The 23,223-nt window shown below is 57.7% G+C and carries 24 protein-coding genes and 4 pseudogenes; 13 read left to right on the forward strand and 15 right to left on the reverse strand.

Features of this window, described 5'->3' with window-relative positions; genetic code table 11:
* Both AC1RL5_RS00005 and AC1RL5_RS00010 read left to right on the forward strand, forming a co-directional pair.
* Positions 1 to 866 (forward strand): annotated as a pseudogene (locus AC1RL5_RS00005) (hypothetical protein); the annotation flags it as partial.
* A 1-nt stretch (position 867) separates the two neighbouring features.
* On the forward strand, positions 868 to 1,281 hold the full coding sequence (locus AC1RL5_RS00010; protein WP_125063479.1) for a hypothetical protein: 414 nt from the start codon (positions 868 to 870) through the stop codon (positions 1,279 to 1,281).
* A gap of 173 nt (positions 1,282 to 1,454) precedes the next feature.
* On the opposite strand, the gene AC1RL5_RS00015 is transcribed toward AC1RL5_RS00010, so the two are convergent.
* Entirely contained in the window at positions 1,455 to 1,712 is a 258-nt protein-coding gene (locus tag AC1RL5_RS00015; protein WP_125063478.1) for a hypothetical protein, read from the reverse strand.
* Between the two features lie 273 nt (positions 1,713 to 1,985).
* Here AC1RL5_RS00015 and AC1RL5_RS00020 point away from each other — a divergent pair, with 273 nt between their 5' ends.
* The 4 genes from AC1RL5_RS00020 to ykgO all read left to right on the forward strand — a co-directional run bounded on the left by AC1RL5_RS00020 (position 1,986) and on the right by ykgO (position 6,153).
* The gene (locus AC1RL5_RS00020; RefSeq protein WP_019094215.1) at positions 1,986 to 3,029 is read left to right on the forward strand and encodes a homoserine dehydrogenase; all 1,044 of its coding nucleotides are present in this window, start codon (positions 1,986 to 1,988) and stop codon (positions 3,027 to 3,029) included.
* 10 nt (positions 3,030 to 3,039) lie between these two features.
* Positions 3,040 to 4,446, forward strand: coding sequence for an aldehyde dehydrogenase family protein (locus AC1RL5_RS00025; RefSeq protein ID WP_019094216.1), 1,407 nt, complete (start codon positions 3,040 to 3,042; stop codon positions 4,444 to 4,446).
* A 156-nt stretch (positions 4,447 to 4,602) separates the two neighbouring features.
* Positions 4,603 to 5,817 carry a TPM domain-containing protein gene (locus AC1RL5_RS00030; RefSeq protein ID WP_492589118.1) on the forward strand — a complete coding sequence of 405 codons (1,215 nt, stop codon included), beginning with the start codon at positions 4,603 to 4,605 and terminating at the stop codon, positions 5,815 to 5,817.
* A 186-nt stretch (positions 5,818 to 6,003) separates the two neighbouring features.
* A complete protein-coding gene (ykgO, locus tag AC1RL5_RS00035; protein ID WP_011062095.1) occupies positions 6,004 to 6,153 on the forward strand; it encodes a type B 50S ribosomal protein L36 in 150 nt (49 codons plus the stop codon).
* An 80-nt stretch (positions 6,154 to 6,233) separates the two neighbouring features.
* On the opposite strand, the gene AC1RL5_RS00040 is transcribed toward ykgO, so the two are convergent.
* On the reverse strand, positions 6,234 to 6,428 hold the full coding sequence (locus tag AC1RL5_RS00040; protein ID WP_011062094.1) for a hypothetical protein: 195 nt from the start codon (positions 6,426 to 6,428) through the stop codon (positions 6,234 to 6,236).
* Between the two features lie 223 nt (positions 6,429 to 6,651).
* On the opposite strand from AC1RL5_RS00040, the gene AC1RL5_RS00045 reads away from it, so the two are divergent.
* Positions 6,652 to 7,536 carry a LysR substrate-binding domain-containing protein gene (locus tag AC1RL5_RS00045; RefSeq protein WP_011062093.1) on the forward strand — a complete coding sequence of 295 codons (885 nt, stop codon included), beginning with the start codon at positions 6,652 to 6,654 and terminating at the stop codon, positions 7,534 to 7,536.
* A gap of 186 nt (positions 7,537 to 7,722) precedes the next feature.
* A complete protein-coding gene (locus AC1RL5_RS00050; protein WP_492589117.1) occupies positions 7,723 to 8,559 on the forward strand; it encodes a bifunctional allantoicase/(S)-ureidoglycine aminohydrolase in 837 nt (278 codons plus the stop codon).
* A gap of 115 nt (positions 8,560 to 8,674) precedes the next feature.
* Here AC1RL5_RS00050 and pseH read toward each other — a convergent pair whose 3' ends face one another.
* Both pseH and AC1RL5_RS00060 read right to left on the reverse strand, forming a co-directional pair.
* A complete protein-coding gene (gene pseH, locus AC1RL5_RS00055; RefSeq protein WP_145711675.1) occupies positions 8,675 to 9,232 on the reverse strand; it encodes a UDP-4-amino-4,6-dideoxy-N-acetyl-beta-L-altrosamine N-acetyltransferase in 558 nt (185 codons plus the stop codon).
* A 210-nt stretch (positions 9,233 to 9,442) separates the two neighbouring features.
* A complete protein-coding gene (locus AC1RL5_RS00060) occupies positions 9,443 to 9,643 on the reverse strand; it encodes a hypothetical protein (RefSeq protein ID WP_019094218.1) in 201 nt (66 codons plus the stop codon).
* A 544-nt stretch (positions 9,644 to 10,187) separates the two neighbouring features.
* On the opposite strand from AC1RL5_RS00060, the gene AC1RL5_RS00065 reads away from it, so the two are divergent.
* The gene (locus tag AC1RL5_RS00065; protein WP_011062090.1) at positions 10,188 to 10,844 is read left to right on the forward strand and encodes an HD domain-containing protein; all 657 of its coding nucleotides are present in this window, start codon (positions 10,188 to 10,190) and stop codon (positions 10,842 to 10,844) included.
* Between the two features lie 3 nt (positions 10,845 to 10,847).
* Here the strand turns inward: AC1RL5_RS00065 and AC1RL5_RS00070 are convergent, their stop codons facing one another.
* On the reverse strand, positions 10,848 to 11,624 hold the full coding sequence (locus tag AC1RL5_RS00070; RefSeq protein ID WP_072444434.1) for a hypothetical protein: 777 nt from the start codon (positions 11,622 to 11,624) through the stop codon (positions 10,848 to 10,850).
* Positions 11,625 to 12,030: 406 nt separating this feature from the next.
* On the opposite strand from AC1RL5_RS00070, the pseudogene AC1RL5_RS00075 reads away from it, so the two are divergent.
* Positions 12,031 to 12,533 (forward strand): annotated as a pseudogene (locus tag AC1RL5_RS00075) (glycoside hydrolase family 19 protein); the annotation flags it as partial.
* Positions 12,532 to 12,859 (forward strand): annotated as a pseudogene (locus AC1RL5_RS00080) (lysis system i-spanin subunit Rz); the annotation flags it as partial. The pseudogenes AC1RL5_RS00075 and AC1RL5_RS00080, both read left to right, overlap by 2 nt.
* A gap of 73 nt (positions 12,860 to 12,932) precedes the next feature.
* Here AC1RL5_RS00080 and AC1RL5_RS00085 read toward each other — a convergent pair.
* The 8 genes and pseudogenes from AC1RL5_RS00085 to AC1RL5_RS00120 all read right to left on the reverse strand — a co-directional run bounded on the left by AC1RL5_RS00085 (position 12,933) and on the right by AC1RL5_RS00120 (position 19,632).
* Positions 12,933 to 13,196 (reverse strand): hypothetical protein, encoded by a 264-nt coding sequence (locus AC1RL5_RS00085; RefSeq protein WP_492589116.1) that lies wholly within the window; start codon positions 13,194 to 13,196, stop codon positions 12,933 to 12,935.
* 222 nt (positions 13,197 to 13,418) lie between these two features.
* A pseudogene (locus AC1RL5_RS00090) lies at positions 13,419 to 13,694 on the reverse strand (SOS response-associated peptidase family protein); the annotation flags it as partial.
* A gap of 191 nt (positions 13,695 to 13,885) precedes the next feature.
* On the reverse strand, positions 13,886 to 14,863 hold the full coding sequence (locus AC1RL5_RS00095) for a fimbrial protein (protein ID WP_158267410.1): 978 nt from the start codon (positions 14,861 to 14,863) through the stop codon (positions 13,886 to 13,888).
* 226 nt (positions 14,864 to 15,089) lie between these two features.
* The gene (locus AC1RL5_RS00100) at positions 15,090 to 15,485 is read right to left on the reverse strand and encodes a hypothetical protein (RefSeq protein WP_143031399.1); all 396 of its coding nucleotides are present in this window, start codon (positions 15,483 to 15,485) and stop codon (positions 15,090 to 15,092) included.
* A gap of 395 nt (positions 15,486 to 15,880) precedes the next feature.
* Positions 15,881 to 16,930 (reverse strand): phage integrase, encoded by a 1,050-nt coding sequence (locus tag AC1RL5_RS00105; protein WP_492589115.1) that lies wholly within the window; start codon positions 16,928 to 16,930, stop codon positions 15,881 to 15,883.
* 1 nt (position 16,931) lies between these two features.
* On the reverse strand, positions 16,932 to 17,174 hold the full coding sequence (locus tag AC1RL5_RS00110) for a DUF4224 domain-containing protein (RefSeq protein WP_492589114.1): 243 nt from the start codon (positions 17,172 to 17,174) through the stop codon (positions 16,932 to 16,934).
* Positions 17,175 to 17,534: 360 nt separating this feature from the next.
* Positions 17,535 to 18,710 (reverse strand): DNA-methyltransferase, encoded by a 1,176-nt coding sequence (locus tag AC1RL5_RS00115; RefSeq protein WP_492589112.1) that lies wholly within the window; start codon positions 18,708 to 18,710, stop codon positions 17,535 to 17,537.
* Positions 18,711 to 18,762: 52 nt separating this feature from the next.
* Positions 18,763 to 19,632 carry a hypothetical protein gene (locus AC1RL5_RS00120; protein WP_492589110.1) on the reverse strand — a complete coding sequence of 290 codons (870 nt, stop codon included), beginning with the start codon at positions 19,630 to 19,632 and terminating at the stop codon, positions 18,763 to 18,765.
* 119 nt (positions 19,633 to 19,751) lie between these two features.
* Here AC1RL5_RS00120 and AC1RL5_RS00125 point away from each other — a divergent pair, with 119 nt between their 5' ends.
* The gene (locus AC1RL5_RS00125; protein ID WP_492589108.1) at positions 19,752 to 20,192 is read left to right on the forward strand and encodes a hypothetical protein; all 441 of its coding nucleotides are present in this window, start codon (positions 19,752 to 19,754) and stop codon (positions 20,190 to 20,192) included.
* Here AC1RL5_RS00125 and AC1RL5_RS00130 read toward each other — a convergent pair.
* Positions 20,189 to 20,524 (reverse strand): hypothetical protein, encoded by a 336-nt coding sequence (locus AC1RL5_RS00130; protein ID WP_492589107.1) that lies wholly within the window; start codon positions 20,522 to 20,524, stop codon positions 20,189 to 20,191. The two genes, AC1RL5_RS00125 and AC1RL5_RS00130, sit on opposite strands and share 4 nt — an antisense overlap.
* Positions 20,525 to 20,993: 469 nt before the next feature.
* Here AC1RL5_RS00130 and AC1RL5_RS00135 point away from each other — a divergent pair, with 469 nt between their 5' ends.
* On the forward strand, positions 20,994 to 22,451 hold the full coding sequence (locus AC1RL5_RS00135) for an HNH endonuclease (RefSeq protein WP_492589106.1): 1,458 nt from the start codon (positions 20,994 to 20,996) through the stop codon (positions 22,449 to 22,451).
* Here AC1RL5_RS00135 and AC1RL5_RS00140 read toward each other — a convergent pair.
* Complete coding sequence (locus tag AC1RL5_RS00140) at positions 22,406 to 23,209, reverse strand: hypothetical protein (RefSeq protein ID WP_492589105.1); 804 nt, start codon at positions 23,207 to 23,209, stop codon at positions 22,406 to 22,408. The genes AC1RL5_RS00135 and AC1RL5_RS00140 overlap by 46 nt on opposite strands.
* Positions 23,210 to 23,223 lie beyond the last annotated feature (14 nt).

Below are 23,223 nucleotides of genomic sequence, written 5' to 3' on the forward strand. Positions count from 1 at the left end.
TCGTCGCTCGCATGCAGGAAATTGCCCGTCAGAGCCCTGAGAAGTCAGTTGAGCTGACAGCGCTCATCGGCCGCCTCAGCGATTCTCCTGCAGGCGCAAATAACTATGCTCAGGGGCTCGCTAGTTCGGGGGTTATGCTTGCCCTGATTGGTGCACTGGCTTATCAAGCGTCCACACCTGAAAATCAAGCGCGGATGCGTAACGCGGCCAACTCCATGATTGAAAGTGTCAGCCGGGGCGTCTCTGAAACAAAGGAGCAAGTGCAGAGTCGGCTGAGGGTTTCGATGGGGCTTTGGGAGTTGGTAATCCACATGCCGTTTCCAATTCACTTGCTTGATGACGAAAACCGAAAGCTGGTCAATCCGATTGTTGATGCATCAGGAGGGAATCCTGCCAGTGGGGGCTACGCTGAGGGTGGCGGAGTTATTACAACGCCACATACCGGCGGTACTCAACTGGATGGGGTGCAGAAGGATGGTGCCTATGTGACTCCGGAGCACAAGCTGAATCCGGGGGTGATGTATAGTGAAGATGGAGCTGCAAAAGGTTTAATCGGACAGGATTTTGAAAACTATCTTTATAAAGAACTGGGTGGAAAACCAAGCTTTTCGACGAAAGGACGAGAGTTTGACGGGGCTTATGGAGCGAATAACTCTATATGGTACGAGGCTAAATCTGGCCGATACTGGGAGGATCATGCTCAAGCCGGATCTAAAGGTTTTGATAAGTTTAAGTCAGATGTCGGCGCGCATGCTCGAATAGCTAAAGATAATGGCGCTTCTTTTGAGGTCCATTCCAATACACCGATTCCTCAGCATGCCAAGGAGTGGCTGAGTTCAAAAGGGATATTTTTTAAGGAGTATTAATATGGGTAGCCAAGCATCTGTAGATGTAAGTCTGTCTCGGCCTTGTAGTCCAAAAGATATAGTGATGGCACTACTTGATTCTGGGTGGAGTTTTGATTTTGAAGGGGATGTTCTATTTTTGTTGTCATCAGATATTGACTCTTATGATTGGCAGAAAGAGTATGCTGAGCATTTCAACTTAAAGGAATTTCTCGACTCTCATTCGCCATTCGGGAGGATTGGTATTGCTATGGTTTTTGATGGAAGGTTTGGAGGGGAGTTCTTAATTAGTCGAGATTGTATATCGTTGTCTATTTCAATAAATAGAATTTGTGTTTTTGGCACTGTGCCGGATTTTACTGAGTATGTTTTTAGACTTAAGGAAGTTGTGAGTGGCTTTGGTTTTTCTGATATTAGATGTGAATATGTTTCTTGACTGATATTTGGTGTAAAGAAACTGATGTTGATGATACTGTGCTGGCTGGAAGAGGGGTTGCTTCTGAAAATAAGAGTAACTATCTTGTCGCGAACTGAGCGTCGAAGAGCACGAGAGAAAAATCGCGACTTTCAAGCCGCGATTTTTGCTTGCTGAAGTACCTGCTCCTGTATTCACCTTGTTGTAAAATCCATCAAATCATACCCGCCGCGCAGCAGAATTCTGCACACCAGTGACATTTCCTGCAGAACCACTGCACCTTCGGGCGCGTCATCAGAAATCGCGAAGTTCTCCAGCAATTGAGTCACGGCGCGAATGCGATACGCCGCTGCATCGTGGAGGACGTCAATGGGGGCTTGGGTATCGATCAGCAGTGAGGGGATGTTGCAGTCATGGCCGGTAATCGGCATGTATCGATTCAGAGTCGTCATGGGGCTTACTCCTATATCAATCAGAGCCATCACCTTCTGCCGCCAAACAGAGTAAGGGTGACGGATTGCACAAGGTTGGCGGACCAGGGATACAGGACCAGGCACTCTCGAAGGCGTCCCTGCGCAACCCGCCATATTTCTATGCCCGCGCACCTGGCTCCAGGCGTGGGCAAAATGCTCAGCAAATACAGCAAAACGGCATATTTCACTGCCCGGGCCAGCCCCCTAACCTTGTGTCCATCAGCTTCTCAACCCGGATGGAACACAACAAAAATGACTGAATACAACATCGCCCTGGTGGGCTTCGGCGGGGTCAATCGGGCCCTGGCGCAATTGATTGCCGAGCGCAATCAGGCATGGAAAAAACAGCTGGGTTTCAGTTTGAAAATCGTCGGCATCAGCGATCTGTTCCTCGGCTCCATCGTCGCTCCCCAGGGACTGGACGCCGGTCTGCTGAGCAAGCTGCCGGCAACCAAAGGCGCGTTGGCGCAACTGCCGGGCGGCCAGGTGGAGGCGCTCAACGAACAGGTGATCAAGGACTCTGGCGCCGACATCATTGCCGAGGCCACCTTCACCAACCCGGTGGACGGCGAGCCAGCGAGTACCTTCTGCCGTTGGGCCCTGGAGCAGGGCAAGCACGTGGTGACCACCAACAAGGGCCCCATTGCCCTGCACAGCGCCGAGCTCAAGGCCCTGGCCCAGCGCAATCTGGCGGCCTTCGAATACGAAGGCGCGGTGATGAGCGGCACCCCGGTGATCCGCATGGCCAAGCAGTCCCTGGCCGGCAGTGGGCTACTGGGGTTCGAGGGCATTCTCAATGGCACCTCCAACTTTGTGCTGACCCGCATGGAGGCCGGCCTGGGCTTTGCCGAAGCGGTGGCCGAGGCCCAGGCCCTGGGGTATGCCGAGGCCGATCCGAGCGCGGATGTCGAAGGCTTTGACGTGCGCTTGAAGGTGGTGATCCTGGCCAACGAATTGCTCGACGCGCAGTTGACCGTCAGTGATGTCAGTTGCCGGGGTATCTCCGGCCTGACGGCCAAGGACCTGGAGCAGGCCCGTGCCGAGGGCGCGCGCTGGAAGCTGATCGGTTCGGCCCAACGCCTGGCCGATGGCTCGCTGCAAGCCAGTGTCGAGCCGCGCCTGTTGCCCCTGGCCCATCCGCTGGCGGGCATTGGCGGGGCGATCAACGCGGTGTCGTTCAACACCGAACTGCTGGGCGCGGTGACGGTGTCCGGGCCGGGCGCTGGGCGCATCGAGACCGCCTTTGCCTTGCTCTCGGACATCATTCACATCCACCAGTCGCGCTTGGCCCGCTAGGAGCATGCCCATGAACCTGTCACGTCTGGCGCTGGCCGCCGATTCGATTGATGTCTGCAGCCCCTTCGATGGTCGGCTGATCGGGACAGTGCCACGCCTTGAGGCCTGTGCCGTGCCCTACCTGTTGCAGCAAGCCCGCCAGGGTGTCAGCGACTGCGCGGCGCTGCCGCGCTATCAGCGGGCACGGATTCTGGAGCGGGCGGCCCTGAACATCGAGCGCGACGCCGAACATTTCGCCCGGTTGATCGTCGATGAAGCGGGCAAGACCCTGAAACAGGCGCAGAAAGAGGTCAAGCGCTGCATCAACACCCTCAAGCTGTCGGCCGAAGAGGCCAAGCGCAATGCCGGCGAGGTGCTGCCGTTTGATGCCTATGAAGGTTCGGAAAACCGCCAGGGCTGGTTTTCGCGCGAGCCCTTGGGGCTGATCCTGGCGATCACGCCTTACAACGATCCGTTGAACCTGGTGGCGCACAAACTGGGCCCGGCCATCGCCGGGGGCAACGGGGTGATTCTCAAGCCCTCGGAGCTGGCGCCGCTGTCGGCGATCAAGCTGGTGGACTACTTGCGCGATGCCGGCCTGCCGACCTCGGTGGTGACCCTGGCCACCGGTGGTGCGGATCTGGGCAAGGCCCTGGTGGAAGCCCGTGAGGTGCGCATGGTGTCGTTCACTGGCGGCTTTGTCACCGGGGAGCAGATCGCCCGCAGCGCCGGGTTGAAAAAGCTGGCCATGGACCTGGGAGGCAATGCGCCGGTGATCGTGATGACCGACTGCGACCTGGCGGCGACGGTGGAAAGCTGCGTGTCCGGGGCCTTCTGGGCGGCGGGGCAGAACTGCATCGGCACCCAGCGCCTGCTGGTCCAGGCCTCGATCTATGAGGCGTTTCGAGAGGCTTTTGTGCGCCTGGCTCGGGAGCAGGTCAGTGGCGACCCGCTGGCCAGCAGCACGGACATCGGGCCGATGATCAGCCTGCAGGCGGCGCAGAACGCGCAGAAGGTCGTGGATGAAGCGCTGCAACAGGGCGCGCGTTTGCTCTGTGGGCATCAGCGCCGGGGTTCCTGTTACGCCGCCACGGTGCTGGAGAATGTCGACCACGGCAGTCGCCTGTGGCAGGACGAGGTCTTTGCGCCAGTGGTGGTCTTGCAACCGTTCGACGATCTGGATCAGGCCATCGCTTTGGCCAATCAGCCCGAATACAGCCTGCATGCAGGGATCTTCACCAATGACCTGCGTATCGCCATGGACGCCGCGCGGCGGATCGAGGCGGGCGGGGTGATGATCAACGATTCGTCCGATTACCGTTTCGATGCCATGCCGTTTGGCGGCTTCAAGTACGGCAGCCTGGGCCGCGAAGGGGTGCGTTTCGCCTATGAGGAAATGACCCAGCCCAAGGTGGTGTGCCTCAACCGCCTGGGCTGAGGCTGATTGCAGCAACACGACAGGTCGCCGGGCACCGGGCAGGTTTGGTCACCTGCCCGGTGTTTTTTTGCTGGCGGTGAGGTGCGGTGAATCGGTCGCGGTACGGGCAGTGGTAAAGTTCGCCGCTTCAGGATGAACGATGCGGGAAGCGGGCCGATGATCAAGGTGTGGTTGCAACAAGGGCGTGGCCTGTGGCTGGCGCTGTTTCTCGGGCTGCTGTTGCCGGCCCTGGTGCACGCCGAGGAGGCGCCGCCGGGGCTGGTGAAGGTGCCCCTGGACCGGCGGGTGATCGACCTGACCGCGACCTTGGATAGCGCCACCCAGGAGCGGATGGTGCACAAGCTGGAGGCGCTGGAGCAGCGCCGCGGCGCGCAGATCGCGGTGATGCTGGTGCCCAACCTGGGCCAGCAGAGCATCGAGGCCCTGAGCAACCAGTTGTTTCGCTCCTGGAAGCTGGGGCGCAAGGGGGTAGACGACGGCATCCTGCTGCTGGTGGCGAAGAACGACCACAAGGTGCGGATCGAGGTCGGCTATGGCCTGGAACCGGTGGTCACCGACCTGCTGGCCGGGCAGATCATCGCCCAGAACCTGACCCCGGCCTTTCGTCAGGGCGACTTTGCCGGCGGTATCGACCGTGCCCTGGATGACTTGATCCTGCTGGTGGACGGGGGCTCGTTGCCCGAGCCTGCGGGGCAGGTGGTGCCGCTCGAAGCCTATGCCTTGCTGCTGGCGTTCGTTTTCGGCTCGGTGGCGGGGGTGATGCTGGCCGCCGGCTGGAACTGGCGCCGGGTGCTGGGGGGCGCAGTGGTGCTGATGGCGGTGCTGGTGGGAGCCGTGGGCGGCCATGAATGGCTGGCGCAGTTGTTCCTGGTGCCGCTGTGCATGTTGATCGGCGGCGCGACCTTCGCCGGGCTGTGGCAGGCGCGGCGGGTGTTCTACGGGGTGCTGGGGCTGTTGCTGTACATCGGCCTGCTGACCCTGGTCAGCCAGTATCTGGGCCGTTTGACTTTCCTCTACGGCCTGGCCTGGCCGGCGGGGGCACTGCTGGTGCTGGGCGGCCATTGGCTGCTGTACTGGATGATGCGCAACAGCTGGCGCAAGAGCCCCCGGGGCTTTTTGTGGCGCTTTGCCGTGTTGCTGACGCTGGTTCTGCTGATGGGCCTGGGTGTGGATGCCTGGCAGGCGGCGCAGCGTTGGCTGAGGGTCGTGCCGTTCGCCTATTTCCTGAGTTTCATACTGTTTGCCGGCGGCAGTGGCTTTCGCTGGAGCAGCGGCGGTGGCAGCAGCAGTGGCGGCCGCTCAAGCTCGGGTGGCGGTTTTTCCGGGGGCGGCGGTTCCAGTGGCGGCGGCGGGGCGTCGGGCAGTTGGTGAGGCAGGGCGCGGTAATGATCACGCAGCCGTCCTGTTCTCCCAAGCCTGCGGGGCCGGGCAACGGGCCGATGGCGGCGCAGAGAATCGTTGAGCGGTCAGGGTGGCGGAAATTGATGGTTGGTAATAATTCTCATTGGTGAATATGATATGTTATTACATTAATTTCAGTCCCAAGGAAGCGTTGCCATGAAAGTCCTGTCGTCCCTCAAAGAAGCCAAGAATCGTCACCGCGACTGCCAGATCGTCAAGCGTCGCGGTCGCATCTATGTGATCTGCAAATCCAATCCGCGCTTCAAGGCTCGCCAGGGCGGGGCGAAGAACCGGAACAAGGGGTGAGTGCGGGGGCGGTCGGGAGTGACAAGGCGCTGCTGGAGCGAGCCACTCCCGACAGCACCCAGGCATGGGGGGCAGGTTTTTCAGTCGTGCAGCAGGGTCGAGCCGTACTCGTTGAAGCTGTTGCCCAATGCGCTGTTGCCGTTGAGATTCAGATTGCTCACGCCACCGCCAAGCCGGCACTTGTCCGAATAGCAGGGGTGGGTGGTCGCACTGGAGCAGGCGCCCAGTAGTAGGGTGGCGCCGATCAGCAACACCTTGAGGCAGTTCAACTTCATTTTCAGCATCTCCAGAGCAGGGTCAGGGATAGAGCGAACCGGAGCCCCATCCTACGCCGTTACATGTCGATACACATTACCAATCAGGCGGGCCCGGAAAAAATATCTGCCGTGCTTGCAGGATGCCGCCTTGGCACGGGGCTGCTCAGCGCCGCGGGAGCAATTGTGTCCTCGGGCCAGACCCGGTAGAAAGGCGCAACGCATTCAGAAAACAGATACCAGCATGAGCGACATTGAGAAACCCAATAGCCGCCTGTTCGACCTCGACTTGCTGCGGGCCATTGTCACGGTGGCCGACTGCGGCAGTTTCACCACGGCTGCCACCCGCCTGCATTCCACCCAATCCACCATCAGCCAGAAGATCCGCCGCCTGGAGGAGATGGTCGGGCAGCGCCTGCTTGAGCGCGGCAATCGCGATGTGTTGCCCACCGATGCCGGCGAGACCCTGCTGGGATATGCCCGGCGCCTGCTGGCACTGAACGATGAAATGTTCGAGGCGCTGTCCGGTGCCACGGTGGTGCTGACGGTGCGTATCGGCGTGCCGGACGACTTCGCTGCCGGCCGCACCACCGAGCAACTGGCTGCGTTCAACCGGCGCTATCCCCAGGTCAAGCTGGAGGTCACCAGCGGCATGAGTCGCGACCTCAACGCCAGTTATGACCGTGGCGAACTGGACCTGGTGGTGCTCAAGCAACTGCGCAACAGCCGCGAGGCACTGGCCTGCTGGCCGGAGAAGACCCGATGGGTGGATAGCGCGAAAAACCCCTGCATCGATCTCGACCCGCTGCCTATCGTTACCTTCCCGCCACGCGGGGTGTACCGCGATGCCATGATCAATGCCCTGGAGGCGGTGGGCCGGCGCTGGCATATCAGCTTCACCAGCTCCAGCCTCAGCGGCCTACAGTCGGCCATTGCCGATGGCATGGGCATAGGCCTGTTGCCATTGCGTGCGGTCACGGCTGGCCACCAGGTCCTGTCCAAAAGCACCGGGCTGCCGTCGGTGGACGTGTTCGAGGTGGCGTTGCTGCACCGCCCGGCGGCAGATCCCATGGTCAAGGAACTGGCGCGAGTGTTGTCGCGGGTGCTGGCCCAGGACACTCAGGGCTGAAGTCGCGCGGCATTCGATAAATGAATATGGCGGATTCCAGTATTTAATTTGTGCATGTGCGTAACGCTGGATATCGTGGTGGCCAGCAGCGGTCCGCGCCGCTTCCCTAGCGCGTCGACCCGCAGGTTTGTTCACCCTGGCGGCGTTGCCGCGCGGGGCAGCAAAACAACAATGAGGAGAGTCTCCATGTCCAAAACCACCTATTACGCGCCTCACGGCGGGCACCCGGCACAGACCGAACTGCTCACCGACCGCGCAATGTTCACCGAAGCCTACGCCGTGATCCCCAAGGGCGTGATGCGCGACATCGTCACCAGCCACCTGCCGCACTGGAACAACATGCGCATGTGGGTCATCGCTCGTCCGCTGTCGGGTTTCGCCGAAACCTTTTCCCAGTACATCGTTGAAGTCGGCGCCAATGGCGGTAGCGACAAGCCCGAGCAGGACCCCAACGCCGAAGCGGTACTGTTCGTCGTCGAAGGCGAGGTCAACCTGACCCTGCAAGGCCAGGTGCATGTCCTCAAGCCCGGCGGCTATGCCTTTATCCCACCGGCTGCCGACTGGAAGCTGCGCAACACCAGCGGCACCGAGGCGCGTTTCCACTGGATCCGCAAGCACTACCAGAAAGTCGATGGCGTGCCATACCCGGACGCTTTCGTCACCAACGAGCAGGACATCGAGCCGCGGGTCATGCCCGATACCGAAGGCCGCTGGAGCACCACGCGTTTTGTCGACATGAGCGACATGCGCCATGACATGCACGTCAACATCGTCAACTTCGAGCCGGGCGGCGTGATTCCGTTCGCCGAGACCCACGTCATGGAGCACGGCCTGTACGTCCTGGAAGGCAAGGCGGTGTATCGCCTGAACCAGGATTGGGTCGAGGTCGAGGCCGGTGACTTCATGTGGCTGCGCGCCTTCTGCCCACAGGCCTGCTACTCCGGCGGCCCGGGTCGTTTCCGCTACCTGCTGTACAAGGATGTGAACCGCCAGATGCGCCTGACCCTCAACGCAGCGCATTGATCCGATGGCAGTGCAGGGGCCGTTCTGGCCTCCGCACTGCTGAACGGCGAGTGACAGGAACCGGCGATCATTCGCCGGTTTTCTTTTGTCTGAGGGGCAGGGTAGCTGCCTATGCCTAGGACTCTCGCTGACCGAGCCGCGCGATCAAACCTTCAAGGGCCGGACGCTTGTCCTGCCACTCCTGGCGAGTAATACCTAGCAGCACTACGTCGATTCGCTCGCCGTCTTTCAGAATGTTCTGGCGCCGCAGGCCTTCCTGTACGAATCCAAATTTCAGGTGCAGCCTGATCACCGCTGTGTTGCTTGCGAGCACCTCGCAGTTGAGCTTGTCCAGAGCGGCTTGATTGAAGGCATAGTCGAGCAACCAGAACTCCATGAGACTGCCCAGGCCTTTGCCTTGAAGCTCGGCGTCCAGGTAGAACGCCCAGTCGGCAGTTTTCTGCAGGGCATTGATGGCGTTCAGGGACACGACCCCCAAGGCTTGCCCGGCATCGACCGCGACAAACACCTCCTGACGCGGGTTGTCTTGAAGGCTGCTCAGCCAGTTTGCATGCTCCTGTTCGCTGATTTCATGGGAGGTGTACATGTACTTGCGCACCTCCTGCTGGTTGCGCAGCGCGCGCACTTGGGCTTGAACGGTGGGGCTGCTAGCAAGCAAAGGAATGAGCTGCATGGGAGGGTCCTGGATTGGAGGCGAGCCTGAGGTGCGATCTTCAGGCGCGAAGATTCTTTCAGACTAGAGATTATTCGGCCAGCAAGCTTGCTGCAGGTGTCGGGAGATGCTGGAGGTTCGCTTCAAGCGAGGAGGGATCGGCCTGGGCGGCCAGTGCCGGTTTATATGAGGGCTGGGTGTAATCAGGGAGGGAGCGCTGTTGCGCTGCCCTCACATCTCGATGGTTGGAATGGTGGTCTTGCCGCAGCTTATAAGTTGCCCTGCGGTTACCTGGAGCCCATTGCTGGGCTTGATGCTGTAGCCGATAAGGACGCCTGCCATTACCAAGGCCATGTATAGAGCCGTTTTTCTCAAGATCATGCCGGTGCCCACTGAATGATTGATCGGAAAGCGTGCAGCACTGATTGCCATTCCGGAAAAAGGTTCCTGCTACAGGTGAGTAACGGATACAGCGTGTGGCATTGGCCAGGGTTGTCGATTGGCTTGCCTTATCGGTAAAGTCCCAGCGCGTCGTCAGCGTGCTTGTCAGTCGTCCCAATCCACCTGCGGACACAGTCCATGGTTCATTCAGACCACCTTGCCAGCTACGTCAGTGCAAGCCTGGGAGTTGCATCGCCTCGCACCGCGCTACTTGACAACGCGAGTCAGGAAAGCCGGCTCGATCAGGGGGACACCGTCACCGCCGACGATGACAGGGCACTCATCAAGCGGCTAGCAGAGCAGGGCGGTTTCCCAGCGATGCAGCCTGCGTCGAAGGCTGGATCTGCCATGAAGGGGTTCGCCAACCTCTCGACAAAATCATCCGCCCTGCTCACATCAGCTTCACCAATGAATGCCGGGATGCTTATTGGCTCAAGTACTTCTCTGCTTAGCCGCCGATTCTCTATAGCGCCGAGATATCTGCTCGAGTCGTTTCGCCGACGCTGCAGGATCAGTACTTCCATGGAGCCACGAAATGCTTGAAGAGCCGTTTTTTCCTTACCAGAGCCTGGCGTCCGACTTGCTCGCTTTCCTGCCTGAGGACAGCACGGACGGCTCTCACGATCTTTCTCATATTCATCGGGTCTGGATGAATGTTCGGCGCCTGCAGGACAAGGAAGGTGGGGACCTGGAGGCGTTGCTTGCCGCAACCCTCTTGCACGATTGCGTGGCCGTCGAGAAAAACTCGCCATTGCGGTCGCAGGCATCCACTCTTTCGGCCAATAAAGCAGCGTCTATTCTGCAGCGCATGGGCTGGCCTGCCCCGCGTATTGAGCTTGTTGCCCACGCGGTCCAGGCTCATAGCTTCTCCGCGGGCGTCGAACCCCTCACCCTGGAAGCCAGGATCCTTCAGGACAGCGACCGCCTGGACGCCATCGGCATGATCGGAGTCGCCCGTTGTTTCTACATCGCTGGGCGAATGGGCTCTGCGCTGTACGACATCACAAACCCCACCGCCATCGGCAGGCCCTATCAAGACAAGCGTTTTACCATTGAGCACTTCCACACCAAGTTACTCTCCCTTGCCTCGGGATTTCAGACGGTCGAAGGGGCGCGGTTGGCGGCAGTCAGACATGCGCGCCTGAAGGATTTCCTGGACGGATTCATGGAGGAGATCGGAGCCCCCGATTAATCGTCAGGCCGTAGGCCTGACGCGGAAGGCCAGGAACACCGGGCCGAATGGGAAGGTGCTGACTTCCAGCTCATCCAGGGGATTGAGCGTGCGCGTGCGGCCCCCTGCGTTGCTGTAGATCATGTGGCTGCTCGACACCGCGATGTTGATCTTGCCGGCGGCGGCCTGGATTAGCGTGGCCTTGAACCCTTCAGTCACATCGTCACCTATCGTGAGCGTGACGTCGGTGTCGCTAATGACCAGGATCGACTTACCTGAATCCGCCATGGTCAGAGGCCTGCTGCTGGTGATCGAGACATTGGGGTGCACATGGCCCCCGGCGTGGTAGCTGACCATCCTGGGGTCGGCGAAGACCCGGGCGAAGGAACCGACATAATTGACACTGGCGCGCATGTCATCGAATTGTTCGACCACATAGGTGCCGATGCTGCCCGAGACCTCGCCGTTGGGGTCCAGAACCCACTTGCGTCCGACCATCAACCCAATCTGGGTGTTGGCCCGTACACCGGCACGCATCTCCTCGAGAAACAGCTGGCTGATCTGGCCGCCGCCTTTGCCCTGGACATAGGTAAAGCGTGCTATGGAGTGGCTGTCCCCGGTAGGGCTGCCTTGGGCTGTATCGATTCGGTAGTCGACAAAGTCCGCTGATACCGTGGTGGTCGTGGTGTTGGCGTTAGGTGCCCAGGTGAAATCCAAGACCCTTCCGGTTTTCACCTGTTCCAGCGATGTGGTGGTCTGCGAGGTCGTAGTAGAGCCTGACTGCTTCAAATCATCGTTCATGCTGCTCATCCTTAAGTGAAGTGCGTGCTTGAGTGCGGGCCGAAATGGCCCGGGGCATATGACCGCCGCCATATCGCCACTTTTCCTGAAAAGCCCTGGTGTCTCGCTTGATACGTATGGAGTTCCTGCCTCGCTCCAGGGGCGTTAGGGGAAGCAGACAATCGGCTGTTGCGGTGCCTCCAGTGTGTGCGGTGCTGACTCGAGTTGGTTGCTGTATATATATACAGTATTCGAAGCTTGAGCACGGCGCGACTTGCGCCGACGAACTGTAGGGGGGGAGGGGGTGGTGCTGGGTCGGCAGAATGCCGGAGGCGGGCTACAGCAGTACCCGTTCAATCCACAGCTGTAACTGAAGCGTCCGAATGCGCCCCCCTGAGCGGGTTTTTTATTGCCTGGAGAAAACACAATGCCACTCACAGAGCAGCAATCGCTGCAGGTCCTCCCCAGCGCCCGCCCGTTGCGGGCGTTTTTGTTCCTGCGCTCAACCGCGCCATGGCCCGCTGGAAGATCGACAGGCTGGCGCGTCAGGCGGTGTTCCTGGCCCAGGTCGGCCATGAGTCCGGTCAGCTGCGCACCCTGGTGGAAAACCTCAACTATCGCGCCGACCGCATCCGCCAGATCGGTCAGGTCTGCGCTGTAGCCAGCCGGTGGCGTTCGTTGGTGCCGCGGGCGGATGAACTGGGCGGTAAGCCGGAGCGCTTCGGCAATGCTGTCTATGGCGGGCGCATGGGCAACGGCCTGGAGGCCACGGGCGACGGCTATCGCTCCCGTGGCCGTGGCCTGGTCCAGCTCACCGGCAGATCGAACTACCGCGCCGCCGGCGAAAGGCTGGGCCTGCCGCTTGAAGCCCAGCCCGAATTGCTCGAGCAACCAGAGCAGGCCGCTCAGTCTGCGGCCTGGTGGTGCTCGCTGTGCTCTGGAGGATCGGCTGCAAGCGAATGACGAAACCCACTACAAGGAATTGCGCGATGCTCAATCGAATCAGGTTCGCCTGCGTGACAAGCTTGCTACTACTGAGCTGCGATTGTCAGTCCTACTCGCCAGCACCGCCACGGATGGTGGCGGTGGGTTGCCAGCTGCCACCGGCGCCGTCGGCCATGGTTCATGGAGCAGCGAGAGCCGAACTTGACCCAGCGGCTGCTCAACGAATTGTCGCCATTGCCGGAGAGGGTGACCAAGGATTGATCGCTTTGCGGGCGTGTCAGGGATACATACGTGAGAGTTATCAACGTTAGCGTCGCATGCTAACTATTGACTGGCTTTATTCATCCAAGGTGCCTGATAGGCACCTTGGATGTTATCTTCGAGTTATCTACTGATTGGAGAAATAACCGTATCGTTGTCTTTTACCTCAGTGTTGGCAACCACAATGTTGCTGTCAACCAGTACGTAATATGGCTTTTCAGTACCTCCTTGTCTTAGTGAAAGAACATATCCTCTACTGTCTTTTCTAACCCACTTATCTGATGCTCCCGCAGCGAGCGGAGAGTAACGAGTGTCGCCGTCCGTGTCCCATTGGTTAATGGAAACTTCAATTATATTTGAGGTGTTATTTTTAACGGTAATGCTCATGTCTATATTCCTTTTAGACTGATGGTTGTAGGGCTTAGTCGCCCGGTGCTCTCCCTAAGCTATTGAAGGCAGTATGGCCGTATGCACCGCCTTTAGAACTTATGATTGGAATAGGCAACCACTCGCAAGCGTAGCTGCATTGTTGAAAGCAGCAAAATTTGTACGGCTCGCAAGGGAGGTTCACGTCTCTTCTGATATCCGAAGAAGGTAGTGAGTTATCCATCAAGCCTGGTGGCAGATGCAGATCAAAGCCGGAGCAGGGGGAGTGATGTGTGAGCGGGCCTGTGATGGCATCGCCAAGGGCTCGATCAGTTCAGGGCCGTGATTGTTGAGGTTACCGACGCCAGTGCCGACCTTGAACCACTCGAAGGCCTCGGCGGGCTCGCGCTGGTGCAAGGCCATCTGCTCGGCGCGCTCGTTGGGCGTTGCAGGCTTGAGCCATTCCCGAACCAGGTCCGGGGCCAGGACTACCGGCCGGCGGTCGTGAATGTAGACTATTGTGTCCAAGGTACTGCGTACGTTCTCAGCCGCATCAGCAACTGCCTCGCAGCTCCACTCAGTTTGATAACTCGATGGTGGGGGCTTCGAGGACCAGTTGGTGTTCGTAGAGCTTTGAAAGCAGAGAAGGGGTGGGGGCCGTTGTTTCTCCATGGAGTGAAGAGGCTTATATTTTTTTAGACCCCGGAAGACTATTCATAAGTAATGGTGTAAGTGGTAGTGGCGTTAGCTTCACCCGCCTTGAGTTTTTCCACACTTCTGTAATAGCGAACCTGAAGGGGAATGTCGAAGGCTCCTTCAATGGTTTGAACGCCTACATCTAAAGACTTCCCAAATGTCACAGGCACATTATTTGATAGTATTTGAATCTTCACACCTTGGGCGGTATTTGCTGAAGCAGGGTTGGTAAGATTGAGTAATCCTTTGGTATTGTCATAAACGCCGGCAGGGCCTGCGTCGAGGGTTAGTTTGACTTTTGTCCCGGTGTCGCAGTTAAGAGGAATCGAAAAGGGTTTCTCCGCAGCAGTCATGCCTAAGTTGCTTAGTTCGTGGGTTTCGACGTTGTGAAGTGGAACTTTGATGTTTTCGGTTTTAATTGTGCAGCCATGCGTGATCACCGTGAATGGTGCGGTGTGTAAGTATGCCTCTGGATGATGCCAATCTTTTTTGTTGTTGCGCAATATTAGGGAAGCTACTTTGTATCCGTTTTTTCTGCCGGGAGTGATGTTCCCAATCTTGTAAAATACTAATTTTATATAACCTTGTATTGGTTTCTTTGAAAATGTTCCATTTATAAAGCAAAAAATGTTGTAGTCACCATCCTTTAAGGGGAAGAGGTAATTGTTGCAAGTGTTAGGGCTGTTAGCGTATATGGCATATCCTATTCCGGCTGAATTTGATCCTAATTTATAAACATTCAGCCCATTTATTTTTGGCGCCGCAGTGCCATATCCCTTGATGCCAAACTCTTGATAGTCGAATCCTTTTGTGCAAGAAAATGCATCGATGGTTGTAGAAACAGCTCCGATCTCTGTTCCTATGGGTGTGTCTCGTCGTATTGTAAAATCAGGAATATTTAAAGTGGTGGTCTCATTATTCGTAGTGCATTCCCCCGCGAAGCCAAGAGCGGAGTAGAAAAATAATATCGTGGCGATAATTTTTCCTTTCATTGATTTTAATCGTAGGGATTGTCGGCTGCAGGTATGGGGTCCGTAGATAAGTAGCATTTTTCTTTGGTCTGTTTTTGAATTGGAAGCCCCCTAGTTTATTAATTGCGTTGGCTGTTGAGTTTAAGGCGTTTCTGAATTTTCTTGCGGCTACAGCTATGGCGCGTCGCCAATGATCTGCCGGGGCTTTTCTGTTCGAGGGCCGGCTATGTATACATTTCATGGTGAGTCATGTTCGGCGCACAGGGCGCCTTGGTGGATCCGGTACGAGCGAGTGCTGGTTGCCGCGGTAGAGGCTTGCCAGTAATTGCAGAGGGCGGGCGCCAACAGGGATCTGCCGACGCAGATCCTCATTCGCCCGGTTCTTGCTTCGCACTGTCAGTTCAAGGTTGCTGGCTTTCTTCCACAGCCCCGCAGCTTCTCCGACCTTTGCACGCAGCCTGGCCCGAGCCTTGTCGCGGCCTTTCCTGTCTGCGCTTGCATGTTGACCAGTTTGAAAATGGTTTCCCGGACTGCGCGCACCTGCCGGTTCATTTTCCAGCAGCAGGATGTGTTGCTTGCAGGTTTCCACGGGCGTGGGGATGCCTAGCCAGTCTTCGGCTGTGTCGGTGTCTTCGGCGTGCACGGTACTACCTCGAATCCAATGCTGTATGTGCATGCAGTCGTCGAGGCTTGAGCGGGGCGCGATTTGCGCCGAGGAACTGTAGGGGGAGGGGGCTGCTGGGGCGGCAGAACGCCAGAGGGGGAAGTTATGGAACGCTTAAAGTGGAATGGCGCCAAGCCTGAACGCCAGACACAAAAAAGCCCTGAAAAATCAGGGCTTTCTCGTTGAGATTTGGCGGAGGCGTAGAGATTCGAACTCTAGGACCTGTTACAGTCGGCGGTTTTCAAGACCGACCCACAAGTCTAGAGAATTCGGGCCTTTGAAGCTGTTTAGCGTCCTAATACCGCTTCGAAATATGGCGGCTACAGGCCTTGATCTACAAGGCCCCAGCTTCCAGTTTTGGAACTCTTTTTCGGCTATTTTGTGGGTTTTGCGAGAGCCCCGATGCGACGGTAAACGCGCTCTGTTATGTCGCCTTTGGTATGACCCAGCAGCAGACTCGCATCTTCCACGTTCGTGATTTCGGAGGCCGCTTTGGGCCGGATATCGCGAAACTGAAACTGACGGATTCGGCTCGCAAGAATCATGTCGCCATCCACCTCAGCAACTTTTGCCGCCTCATCTCGAGCGTCGTCCCAGCGCCTACGTAGCATGGTTGTTGTAACTCGTCTGCCTTCCTCGGTCAGGATGAGATACGGCGAGCTGTGGCTCTCGTTTCGCCGGAGAATGCTCTGCACAAGAGCTCCGAGACCTGTCTCTTTCCCCTCCACCTCCAGCATGATCCTGAGCTTTTTATGGGTCTTGTTCTGCACGACCCCTAGCGCAGATCCCTCGATGTCATCCTTCCTCATTAAAAGCACGTCTGCGGGCCGCTGGCCGCTCAAGTACGCAAGATCCATTGCGACCTTCAGCTCCTGAACAGCCTTCTTGTAGACCGCATCCCACACTGCGTCATTTGCATAGAAGTCGCGCGGTGTTTCCTTGTTCTTGCGAATGCCTTGGCACGGATTCTCTCGGGCGGTCAGCCCCCATTCCCGCGCCATGTTGAAGACGTGAGAGAGGGTGGCAATCTCCCTGTTTGCCCTAACCTTTGCGCTGCGCGCGTCCCGGTATTGTGCGATCTGGGAGGGGGTGATCGCGTCAATGGGGGCATCGTCAAAGTAGGGCCTGAGCTGGCGTAGCTCGGCGCGGTTGTCCTTCTGGGTTCGCTCTCCCTTCTTCGGGATGATGTCTCGCTCGTATCGGTCGAAGATGGCCCGCATAAGGCACAGATCCTGCGGCTTGTCCTTCGCTTCCAGCTCTGCCCACTTCAGACGCGCCAGGCTCAAATCGCTACCAAGCGTGACCTCCTTTCCTTTGGGGTCCAGGTAGTAATAGCTGACCCAGACCTTTCCGTTCTTTCGCGTGCGCTGCCGCACATACATGCGCGGCGGTAGATTCCGATTTTGCGTTTTGCGGGGGCGCATATCACCTCACCTTTGAGATATCAGGTATCCACGCAGGGGTGGTCGGCGGGGGTGGCGCGAGCTGGACCACTTCCAGAGTTGCGCCCAGTTTCATGCGAACGTACTGACGCCCAACCAGGGGGCGACCGCTACGGCTCTCGACAAAAGTCCAGCCACGATCAAGGAGCCAGCGACGTTGCCAGCCCCTGAGCTTGTAGCCAGTCAGATCGGCCAGTTCCTCGTCCGAAAGGATCTCTGTTTCCATTGGGTTCTCCACGCCGCGCGTGGCGGCAGAAGGTGGTTAATCAGCCTGTAGGCGGTAGTAGGTGGTGCACCGGCACCGTGGGCAGATCATGTCGCTGACGCCCGAGCCGTACTTCTTGCTTGGCACTTTTAGCCGCTCGCTTTCCATGTGCTTGTTCTTGCAGCGGCAGCACTGAACTTTTATGTCGGGCATGCGTGTCTCCTGCCCGCCATCGCCGGCAGGCTTTCCGATTGTTGAGTGGGGTGTTTCAGATGGTGCTGATGGCCGCCGGCGTTGTGCCGTGGCACTGTCCCTACGTTCGCCCGGTTCGTTGTCAGGCTGCTGCAGCGGCCGGCTTATGCCGGGCCGGGCGGACTCTATTCAGAACTGAAGCTGTTTTGGCTTGGTGAGCTCGTGCTCAATTCGTGCTCGAGCGATCGCCGCGTATTGCTCGTCGAGTTCGCAGCCGATGAACCGAAACCCTTCACGCATCGCGGCCTTGCCGGTGCTGCCCGAGCCCATGAATGGGTCGAGTGTGGTACCACCTGGGGGCGTAACCAGGCGCAGCAGGTAGGCCATCAGGTCAGTCGGTTTTACTGTCGGATGGTGGTTGCCATTGCGTGCAGGCCAGTCCGCTGTCTCGCGATCACGCATGGTGGCTCCAGTTGCAACAGATGGTTGCATGCCGCTGTGGAGCCCTTCATTTCGATCTTCTCGACTCGTCTTTGCGCAGTAGAAGAACCGGGCAGCACTTCCGTTATCCGCGTGGAAAACTCCTTTCGTGCGCCCCATCATGCCGCTGTATTTTACAGAGCCACTGAATCCATTTGCCGTTGGTTCGGTACCCATCACAGGTGCACAGGCGCCTGCCTCAGCAGGGAATAGCGCCACGACTTCAGCGCTGCCGTCGTGAATCAGATTGGCAGGCCACCTGCCGAGAAGCCCCCCCCCTGGACGCTGCTCTGCATATCTCTTTGGGGAGGTCCGATTCTCCATTTTGCCGATCGCCTCCGATTCTGCTGCAGAGCGTCCAGAGGTCCGCAGTGGCGTAGCTTGCCGGCGGTGAATTGTGGGATTTTGCTCGCCACCTGCAGCAATACGGCAGGAGTCGATGTTTAAAGCCCCGGTGCCATGAGCTTGGACGTTTGTTGCAACGGTGCCGATTAAAGGCTTTCGGGCAAAGGTGATCGGTTCAAGCGCTGGTTTTAGCGCCGTACCTCTGCCTTCGTGCTCGCCGCCGAGATTGTGCGATTTCGGGAAGCCTGAGCCGTATACCCAGGCGATCATGTCGCGGATCTCGAAGCCGGCGTCCTCGATCGCCACCGCCATTCGGTGCTGTGTCCGGGTACCGGCGAAAGCCAGCAAATGGCCGCCAGGTTTGAGCACCCGGAGGCATTCAGCCCAGACCTCAACGCCTGGTACGGACGCATCCCATTTCTTGCCCATAAAGCCCAGGCCGTAGGGCGGGTCTGTCACCACGCTGTCGACGGAGTTGTCAGGCAGCGTCCGCATCAGTTCCAGGCAGTCGCCAGTAAGGATTCTGAATGGTTCTCTCATGGCCTTGGCCCCGTGTAGATGTTCCAGGCGAGGTAGAGCAGGGCGGGGAGGATCATGGCTGCACCCTCCGAAGCTCGACGACCCAGACCCAGGGGTTGGCGTCCCAGTCGCCTCCGACCGATGACCAGAGCCCCGCGAACGAATCAATGGGGCTGGCCCAGTAATGTTTGCCGTCTTCAATGTGGTACACGCCGCCCGGGTGCTTTGCGATTCCCTCTGCCAGCGCCTGTTCCTCGCTGATGTCCTGCAGCCGCTCGACGCGCACGTCGGTGATCTCCAGCAGGATGCGGCAGGCTGCGCGCGGCATATGGATGCTTGGCTTCCACTTGAGACCAAAGTCTTTTCGCGCCTCATCGGAGTGCGATCCGGGCGGATAGTCGGCGCGGTACGCGTAGCGCTGAAGAGGTCCATTTGGATCAGGCCGATGCTCAACGCCTGTGCCCAGCAGATCCATGAACGTTTCGCGCACCCACAGCCGATCGCCTTTCTGGCCATACTCGCATCCGCCGTACATGGCCAGCTCAGCAGCGCATTCCTCTTCAGTCGCACCGAATGCGGCGAAACCCCAGCGCGGATGGTCTTGAACGACGGCGATCCACTGATGTTCGGAGGAGTCTGATTTGCTGCGGCTGGGGATCTGGCTCCCTTTGATAGGGCGGCGTGTGACCGTCTTCTGGCCGGACAAGATCGCGCGGACCATCGCTCCATTGAAAAGGATCGGGCGCTCTTTGTGGAACGGCTCCGGCGCCGGCCGCGGCTTGGCCATTTTCGCCTGGCACCGCTTGCAACTCACAAGGTCGAGCTTGTGGGTGCCGTCCCACGACACCTCGGAATCTTCGTTGAGCCCGCACGCGGAGAGCGACCAGCGCTCGTTATCCTGGGTGCAACCTGAGTCGACGATCAGGTGGTTTTTTCTGGCCATAGGTCGTCCTTGGCCGCTATAGCGGCTGACTTGAATGTGGGGGAGGGGTTACTGCTTTGCGTGGTATTGTTGGATCAGTTATCACTGGCTGTGAGGCCGTCTATTAGGAGAGAGTACTCATGGAAGATTTATCGGATGCAGCTATTTATCAAGCTGTTGGCCTTGCAACCATTAGCGCCCAGATATTTGAGAAGGTTTTTGTTGTAATAGTCCGGTTTGCCGTAAAGCAAGATGATGTTTATTCATTCGAAGGAATTAAATCTTTTGAAACAGCAACAGCTTTTAAGCAGGCAACAAAGTCGCTATTGAACGAAATATCAGGTAGCACCCATATAGACCTGCTTGAAGATCGGATAACCCAACTTATCGATGATCGTCATCGGGTGGTTCATCGACTGGTCGACGAAGGTGGATGGCCTGGTCTTTGTACAGATGCTCAGCGCAGAGAAATATTGGAGTTATGCGCTAGAGTGAGGTCAGAAAGCATCGCTCTCAACGAGGCGTTAACGCCAATAATGGCCAGTTGGGTCAGTCGCTTTCCAGAGCTCAAACCGGTTTAACAAGGCTCCTCTGACTTTTTAGCTGCCTCAGCGATTGGGTAGAGCGCTGCATCGCTTGATGCAATGGCGGCATGTACCTGCTCCCATTGCTGTTCATTGAAGCCATGCTTCGATGCCTTTAACGCCTTGGCCGCATCTACCAAATCCCGCAGCAGCCCACCGAACTCTACGACCCGCTTCTCTGCTGCCTGTGCGGCTTCGAACCAGACACGCCGCGAACCCTCGCGGTCGTTGTCGCTGAAGGTCAGAGCGCCTATCTGCTCGTCCTTGGTGTTCAGATCTGACTGAAGGGCAGCTACTCGCTGCTCCAGGTGCTGGGTTTCTGTGGGCATGGGGAGTCCTATCCGGGTACGCCCGGACGGTTGAGGGTGGATATAGATCAGCTACAGTTGGTAGGTCATTCACAAGGAGTGCAGAAAATGGCATGTCGAATCTGCAGCGAACCCGCCGAGGAAGTTGTTCCTGGCGGCGACTATCGTGATTGGGACTGCGACACATGTGGGCGTTATCGGATATCTCGAACTCTCCTGGCTGAGTTGGATGCAACAAACAGGAGTCTTGATGTGGAAGCCACGAGGCTCTGGATTGCAACTAACAGGGCAACAGGTGACGTACCAAACCTTTCAACGTTCGCAGCAAAACAACACAACCTGATAAGGGGTTAGGCGGCGCGTGCTTGGCGCTCTTCGGAGCGTCAGGAGCCGTTGGCCGGTGCCAGCGCTGCCATTGGCGACGGGCTGAGGCTGTTGCGGTTGGTAGGTGATGTCAATATGCTCCCGCCTTCAAACAAGGAGGTGAGCAGTGAGTAAATACGCGCCCTTAGCAGACTATCTGAAAGCCCAGGCGCAGGACTCTGTCCAACTGGCATTCGGTCAGATCGATGCGCTAGTCAATGGCCTGCCGCCCAGTGCACGGAATCATGACGCTTGGTGGGCGAACTCGCGTACGGAGGATAGCCACACGTGGGCTCACTTATGGATCGCTGCTGGTTGGGAATGTGAGTCCGTTAACAGGGCAAATGAAACCGCAGTTTTTCACCGAACCTCAAATCGCTCGGCAAAGCCCATGCGGCGCTACTGGTGGGTTAATCATAAGCGTACTCATCTAGATGAGTACGCTGGCGGATATATTTGGTCTCCAAAAGAAAAGCGTAATGGTGCGGCCAACCAGACGTATCTGAACCTCACTCTCGTGAGTCCCGGTGATGTAGTAATTTCGTATGCGGATGGGCTAATAAAGGCAGTAGGCGTGGCGTCGGATGCACACCGCGAAGAGCCTATCCCCGACAGTCATTGGCAGGCTGCTGAATACTGGCAAGCTCTTGGCTGGATGGTGCCTATCAAGTGGGCCAGGCTGGATCATCCAATTTCTCCAAAATTACACTTAGATGCTTTGGCGGACCTTCTGCCAGAGAAGCATTCCCCATTACAGAAAAATGGCGATGGAAATCAGGGATGTTACCTCGCAAGTATTTCTCCAGCGTTAGGTGGAGTGATACTGGGTCTGGTAGCGGATCGCGATTTGAAAGCGTTGACAACAATTCGGGTTACACCTCCGTCACAAGTGGATGTGCCAGGGCAGGAGCACCGCCGTTTACCAGCAGAGCAATTACGCAGTGTAACCCCTGACTATATTTGGGAGGCGGTGCAAAGTCTGCTTCAGGGCGCGACCTCGGAGGAGTTTGGGCCGTCGATTGATTATGAATTGTTGGTTGATGAAGGGAAACGACTCGCACCGAAGCAGGTGTTTGGACTTGCTGCAACAGCCGCTCTAGGGTTCACTCTCAAGCCTCGCCACTTCACCGCGGGCAAGGGAACTGTTTGCTTCGAGCTGCTGGAAGCAGCGGGTTACAAAATCGTCCCGAAAGGCGAGCAAGTCGAGGTGCTCGAAATACCCAATGACACTGAGGATAGAGAGTGGGCCGAGGGCCAAGTCAAGCTGGTGTATCACCTGAAACGTGAACGCTCACCGGGTCTATCTAGTGCCAAGAAGGCTTCATTTATCAAGAAACATGGCCGGCTTTTTTGCGAGGAGTGCGGAACAGATCCTGTCGAAGCGTATGGCGAATTTGGTGTTGCTTGTATTGAAGTTCATCATGAGGCGATCCAGGTCGCAGATATGGGCGAGCAACACAAGACAACCCTCGACCAATTGCGATGCCTGTGCGCCAACTGTCATCGTGTTCTACATCGCAAATTGAAGGCTCAGATTGTTCACCCCAACGCTCTGCCCGACGTTATGTCCGCAGCGCTCGGTTGATAGTGGGCTTCAGCTATCTCGCAAAAAAAAGAGCAAGCTGGTAGCGCCTCATTTCGGCGGGGCTTACCAGGCGGAAGGTCACGTAGAGAGAAGCGGATATTGGCCTTCCTGTCGCGATGCAGGTACGAGCCTGGGCCAAGTTCATCCTGAACGCGGCATAGTTCTTCAAATTGCTCCGGGAAGTCCTCGCGAATCGCTCGAAAGTAGCCTTCGCCGCCTTTCACGCAGCCGATGCAGTTGGCGTTGTCGTAGCCCAGGCGATACATCAGCGGCAACTTGATACCTGCGCGTTGGATCATCGCCTTGCAATCCTCTTTACCCAGGCCAGCGTCAATCAGTGGGGCAATAACAGGACGTTCAGGGTTTCGGTCGCGGAAGTCTTCCAGGCGGTCGACCTCTTCAGCGGTATAGCCGAACACCATCACGTCGCCCGGTTGTTTCCAGGCATCGAGTAGGCGGCGCTTCAGCAGTTTGGTGCAGGGGGCGCCATTCCGGCCTTTCATGAATCGCTCTCGCTGGAACACCTGAATGATGTCGGCGCCGTATTTTTCGTCACGCAACTGGACGATCTCCTGCCCGAACCACTCTTGGCAATCCAGCAGGAAGCGGCGGTTGTCTTCGTGCTCATTTGCCAGAAATGCGTTGATGATCTGCACGTCGTGAGTGGCACCGTACTGCGCCAATGCCAGCTTGGTAGCCACCGCCGAGGCAGCGCCGCAGCTGAACTGGCAGACGATCCGGGGTTGTTGTGCGGACATAGGGGATCCTCGCA

This window comes from Pseudomonas sp. GW822-FHT06D10, from assembly GCF_058799535.1.

Coding starts and splice junctions, on each gene's coding strand:
- AC1RL5_RS00010 (WP_125063479.1), top strand. CDS start 868: ATGGGTAGCCAAGCATCTGTAGATGTAAGTCTGTCTCGGCCTTGTAGT.
- AC1RL5_RS00015 (WP_125063478.1), bottom strand. CDS start 1,712: ATGACGACTCTGAATCGATACATGCCGATTACCGGCCATGACTGCAAC.
- AC1RL5_RS00020 (WP_019094215.1), top strand. CDS start 1,986: ATGACTGAATACAACATCGCCCTGGTGGGCTTCGGCGGGGTCAATCGG.
- AC1RL5_RS00025 (WP_019094216.1), top strand. CDS start 3,040: ATGAACCTGTCACGTCTGGCGCTGGCCGCCGATTCGATTGATGTCTGC.
- AC1RL5_RS00030 (WP_492589118.1), top strand. CDS start 4,603: ATGATCAAGGTGTGGTTGCAACAAGGGCGTGGCCTGTGGCTGGCGCTG.
- ykgO (WP_011062095.1), top strand. CDS start 6,004: ATGAAAGTCCTGTCGTCCCTCAAAGAAGCCAAGAATCGTCACCGCGAC.
- AC1RL5_RS00040 (WP_011062094.1), bottom strand. CDS start 6,428: ATGAAGTTGAACTGCCTCAAGGTGTTGCTGATCGGCGCCACCCTACTA.
- AC1RL5_RS00045 (WP_011062093.1), top strand. CDS start 6,652: ATGAGCGACATTGAGAAACCCAATAGCCGCCTGTTCGACCTCGACTTG.
- AC1RL5_RS00050 (WP_492589117.1), top strand. CDS start 7,723: ATGTCCAAAACCACCTATTACGCGCCTCACGGCGGGCACCCGGCACAG.
- pseH (WP_145711675.1), bottom strand. CDS start 9,232: ATGCAGCTCATTCCTTTGCTTGCTAGCAGCCCCACCGTTCAAGCCCAA.
- AC1RL5_RS00060 (WP_019094218.1), bottom strand. CDS start 9,643: ATGGCAATCAGTGCTGCACGCTTTCCGATCAATCATTCAGTGGGCACC.
- AC1RL5_RS00065 (WP_011062090.1), top strand. CDS start 10,188: ATGCTTGAAGAGCCGTTTTTTCCTTACCAGAGCCTGGCGTCCGACTTG.
- AC1RL5_RS00070 (WP_072444434.1), bottom strand. CDS start 11,624: ATGAACGATGATTTGAAGCAGTCAGGCTCTACTACGACCTCGCAGACC.
- AC1RL5_RS00085 (WP_492589116.1), bottom strand. CDS start 13,196: ATGAGCATTACCGTTAAAAATAACACCTCAAATATAATTGAAGTTTCC.
- AC1RL5_RS00095 (WP_158267410.1), bottom strand. CDS start 14,863: ATGAAAGGAAAAATTATCGCCACGATATTATTTTTCTACTCCGCTCTT.
- AC1RL5_RS00105 (WP_492589115.1), bottom strand. CDS start 16,930: ATGCGCCCCCGCAAAACGCAAAATCGGAATCTACCGCCGCGCATGTAT.
- AC1RL5_RS00110 (WP_492589114.1), bottom strand. CDS start 17,174: ATGGAAACAGAGATCCTTTCGGACGAGGAACTGGCCGATCTGACTGGC.
- AC1RL5_RS00115 (WP_492589112.1), bottom strand. CDS start 18,710: ATGAGAGAACCATTCAGAATCCTTACTGGCGACTGCCTGGAACTGATG.
- AC1RL5_RS00120 (WP_492589110.1), bottom strand. CDS start 19,632: ATGGCCAGAAAAAACCACCTGATCGTCGACTCAGGTTGCACCCAGGAT.
- AC1RL5_RS00125 (WP_492589108.1), top strand. CDS start 19,752: ATGGAAGATTTATCGGATGCAGCTATTTATCAAGCTGTTGGCCTTGCA.
- AC1RL5_RS00130 (WP_492589107.1), bottom strand. CDS start 20,524: ATGCCCACAGAAACCCAGCACCTGGAGCAGCGAGTAGCTGCCCTTCAG.
- AC1RL5_RS00140 (WP_492589105.1), bottom strand. CDS start 23,209: ATGTCCGCACAACAACCCCGGATCGTCTGCCAGTTCAGCTGCGGCGCT.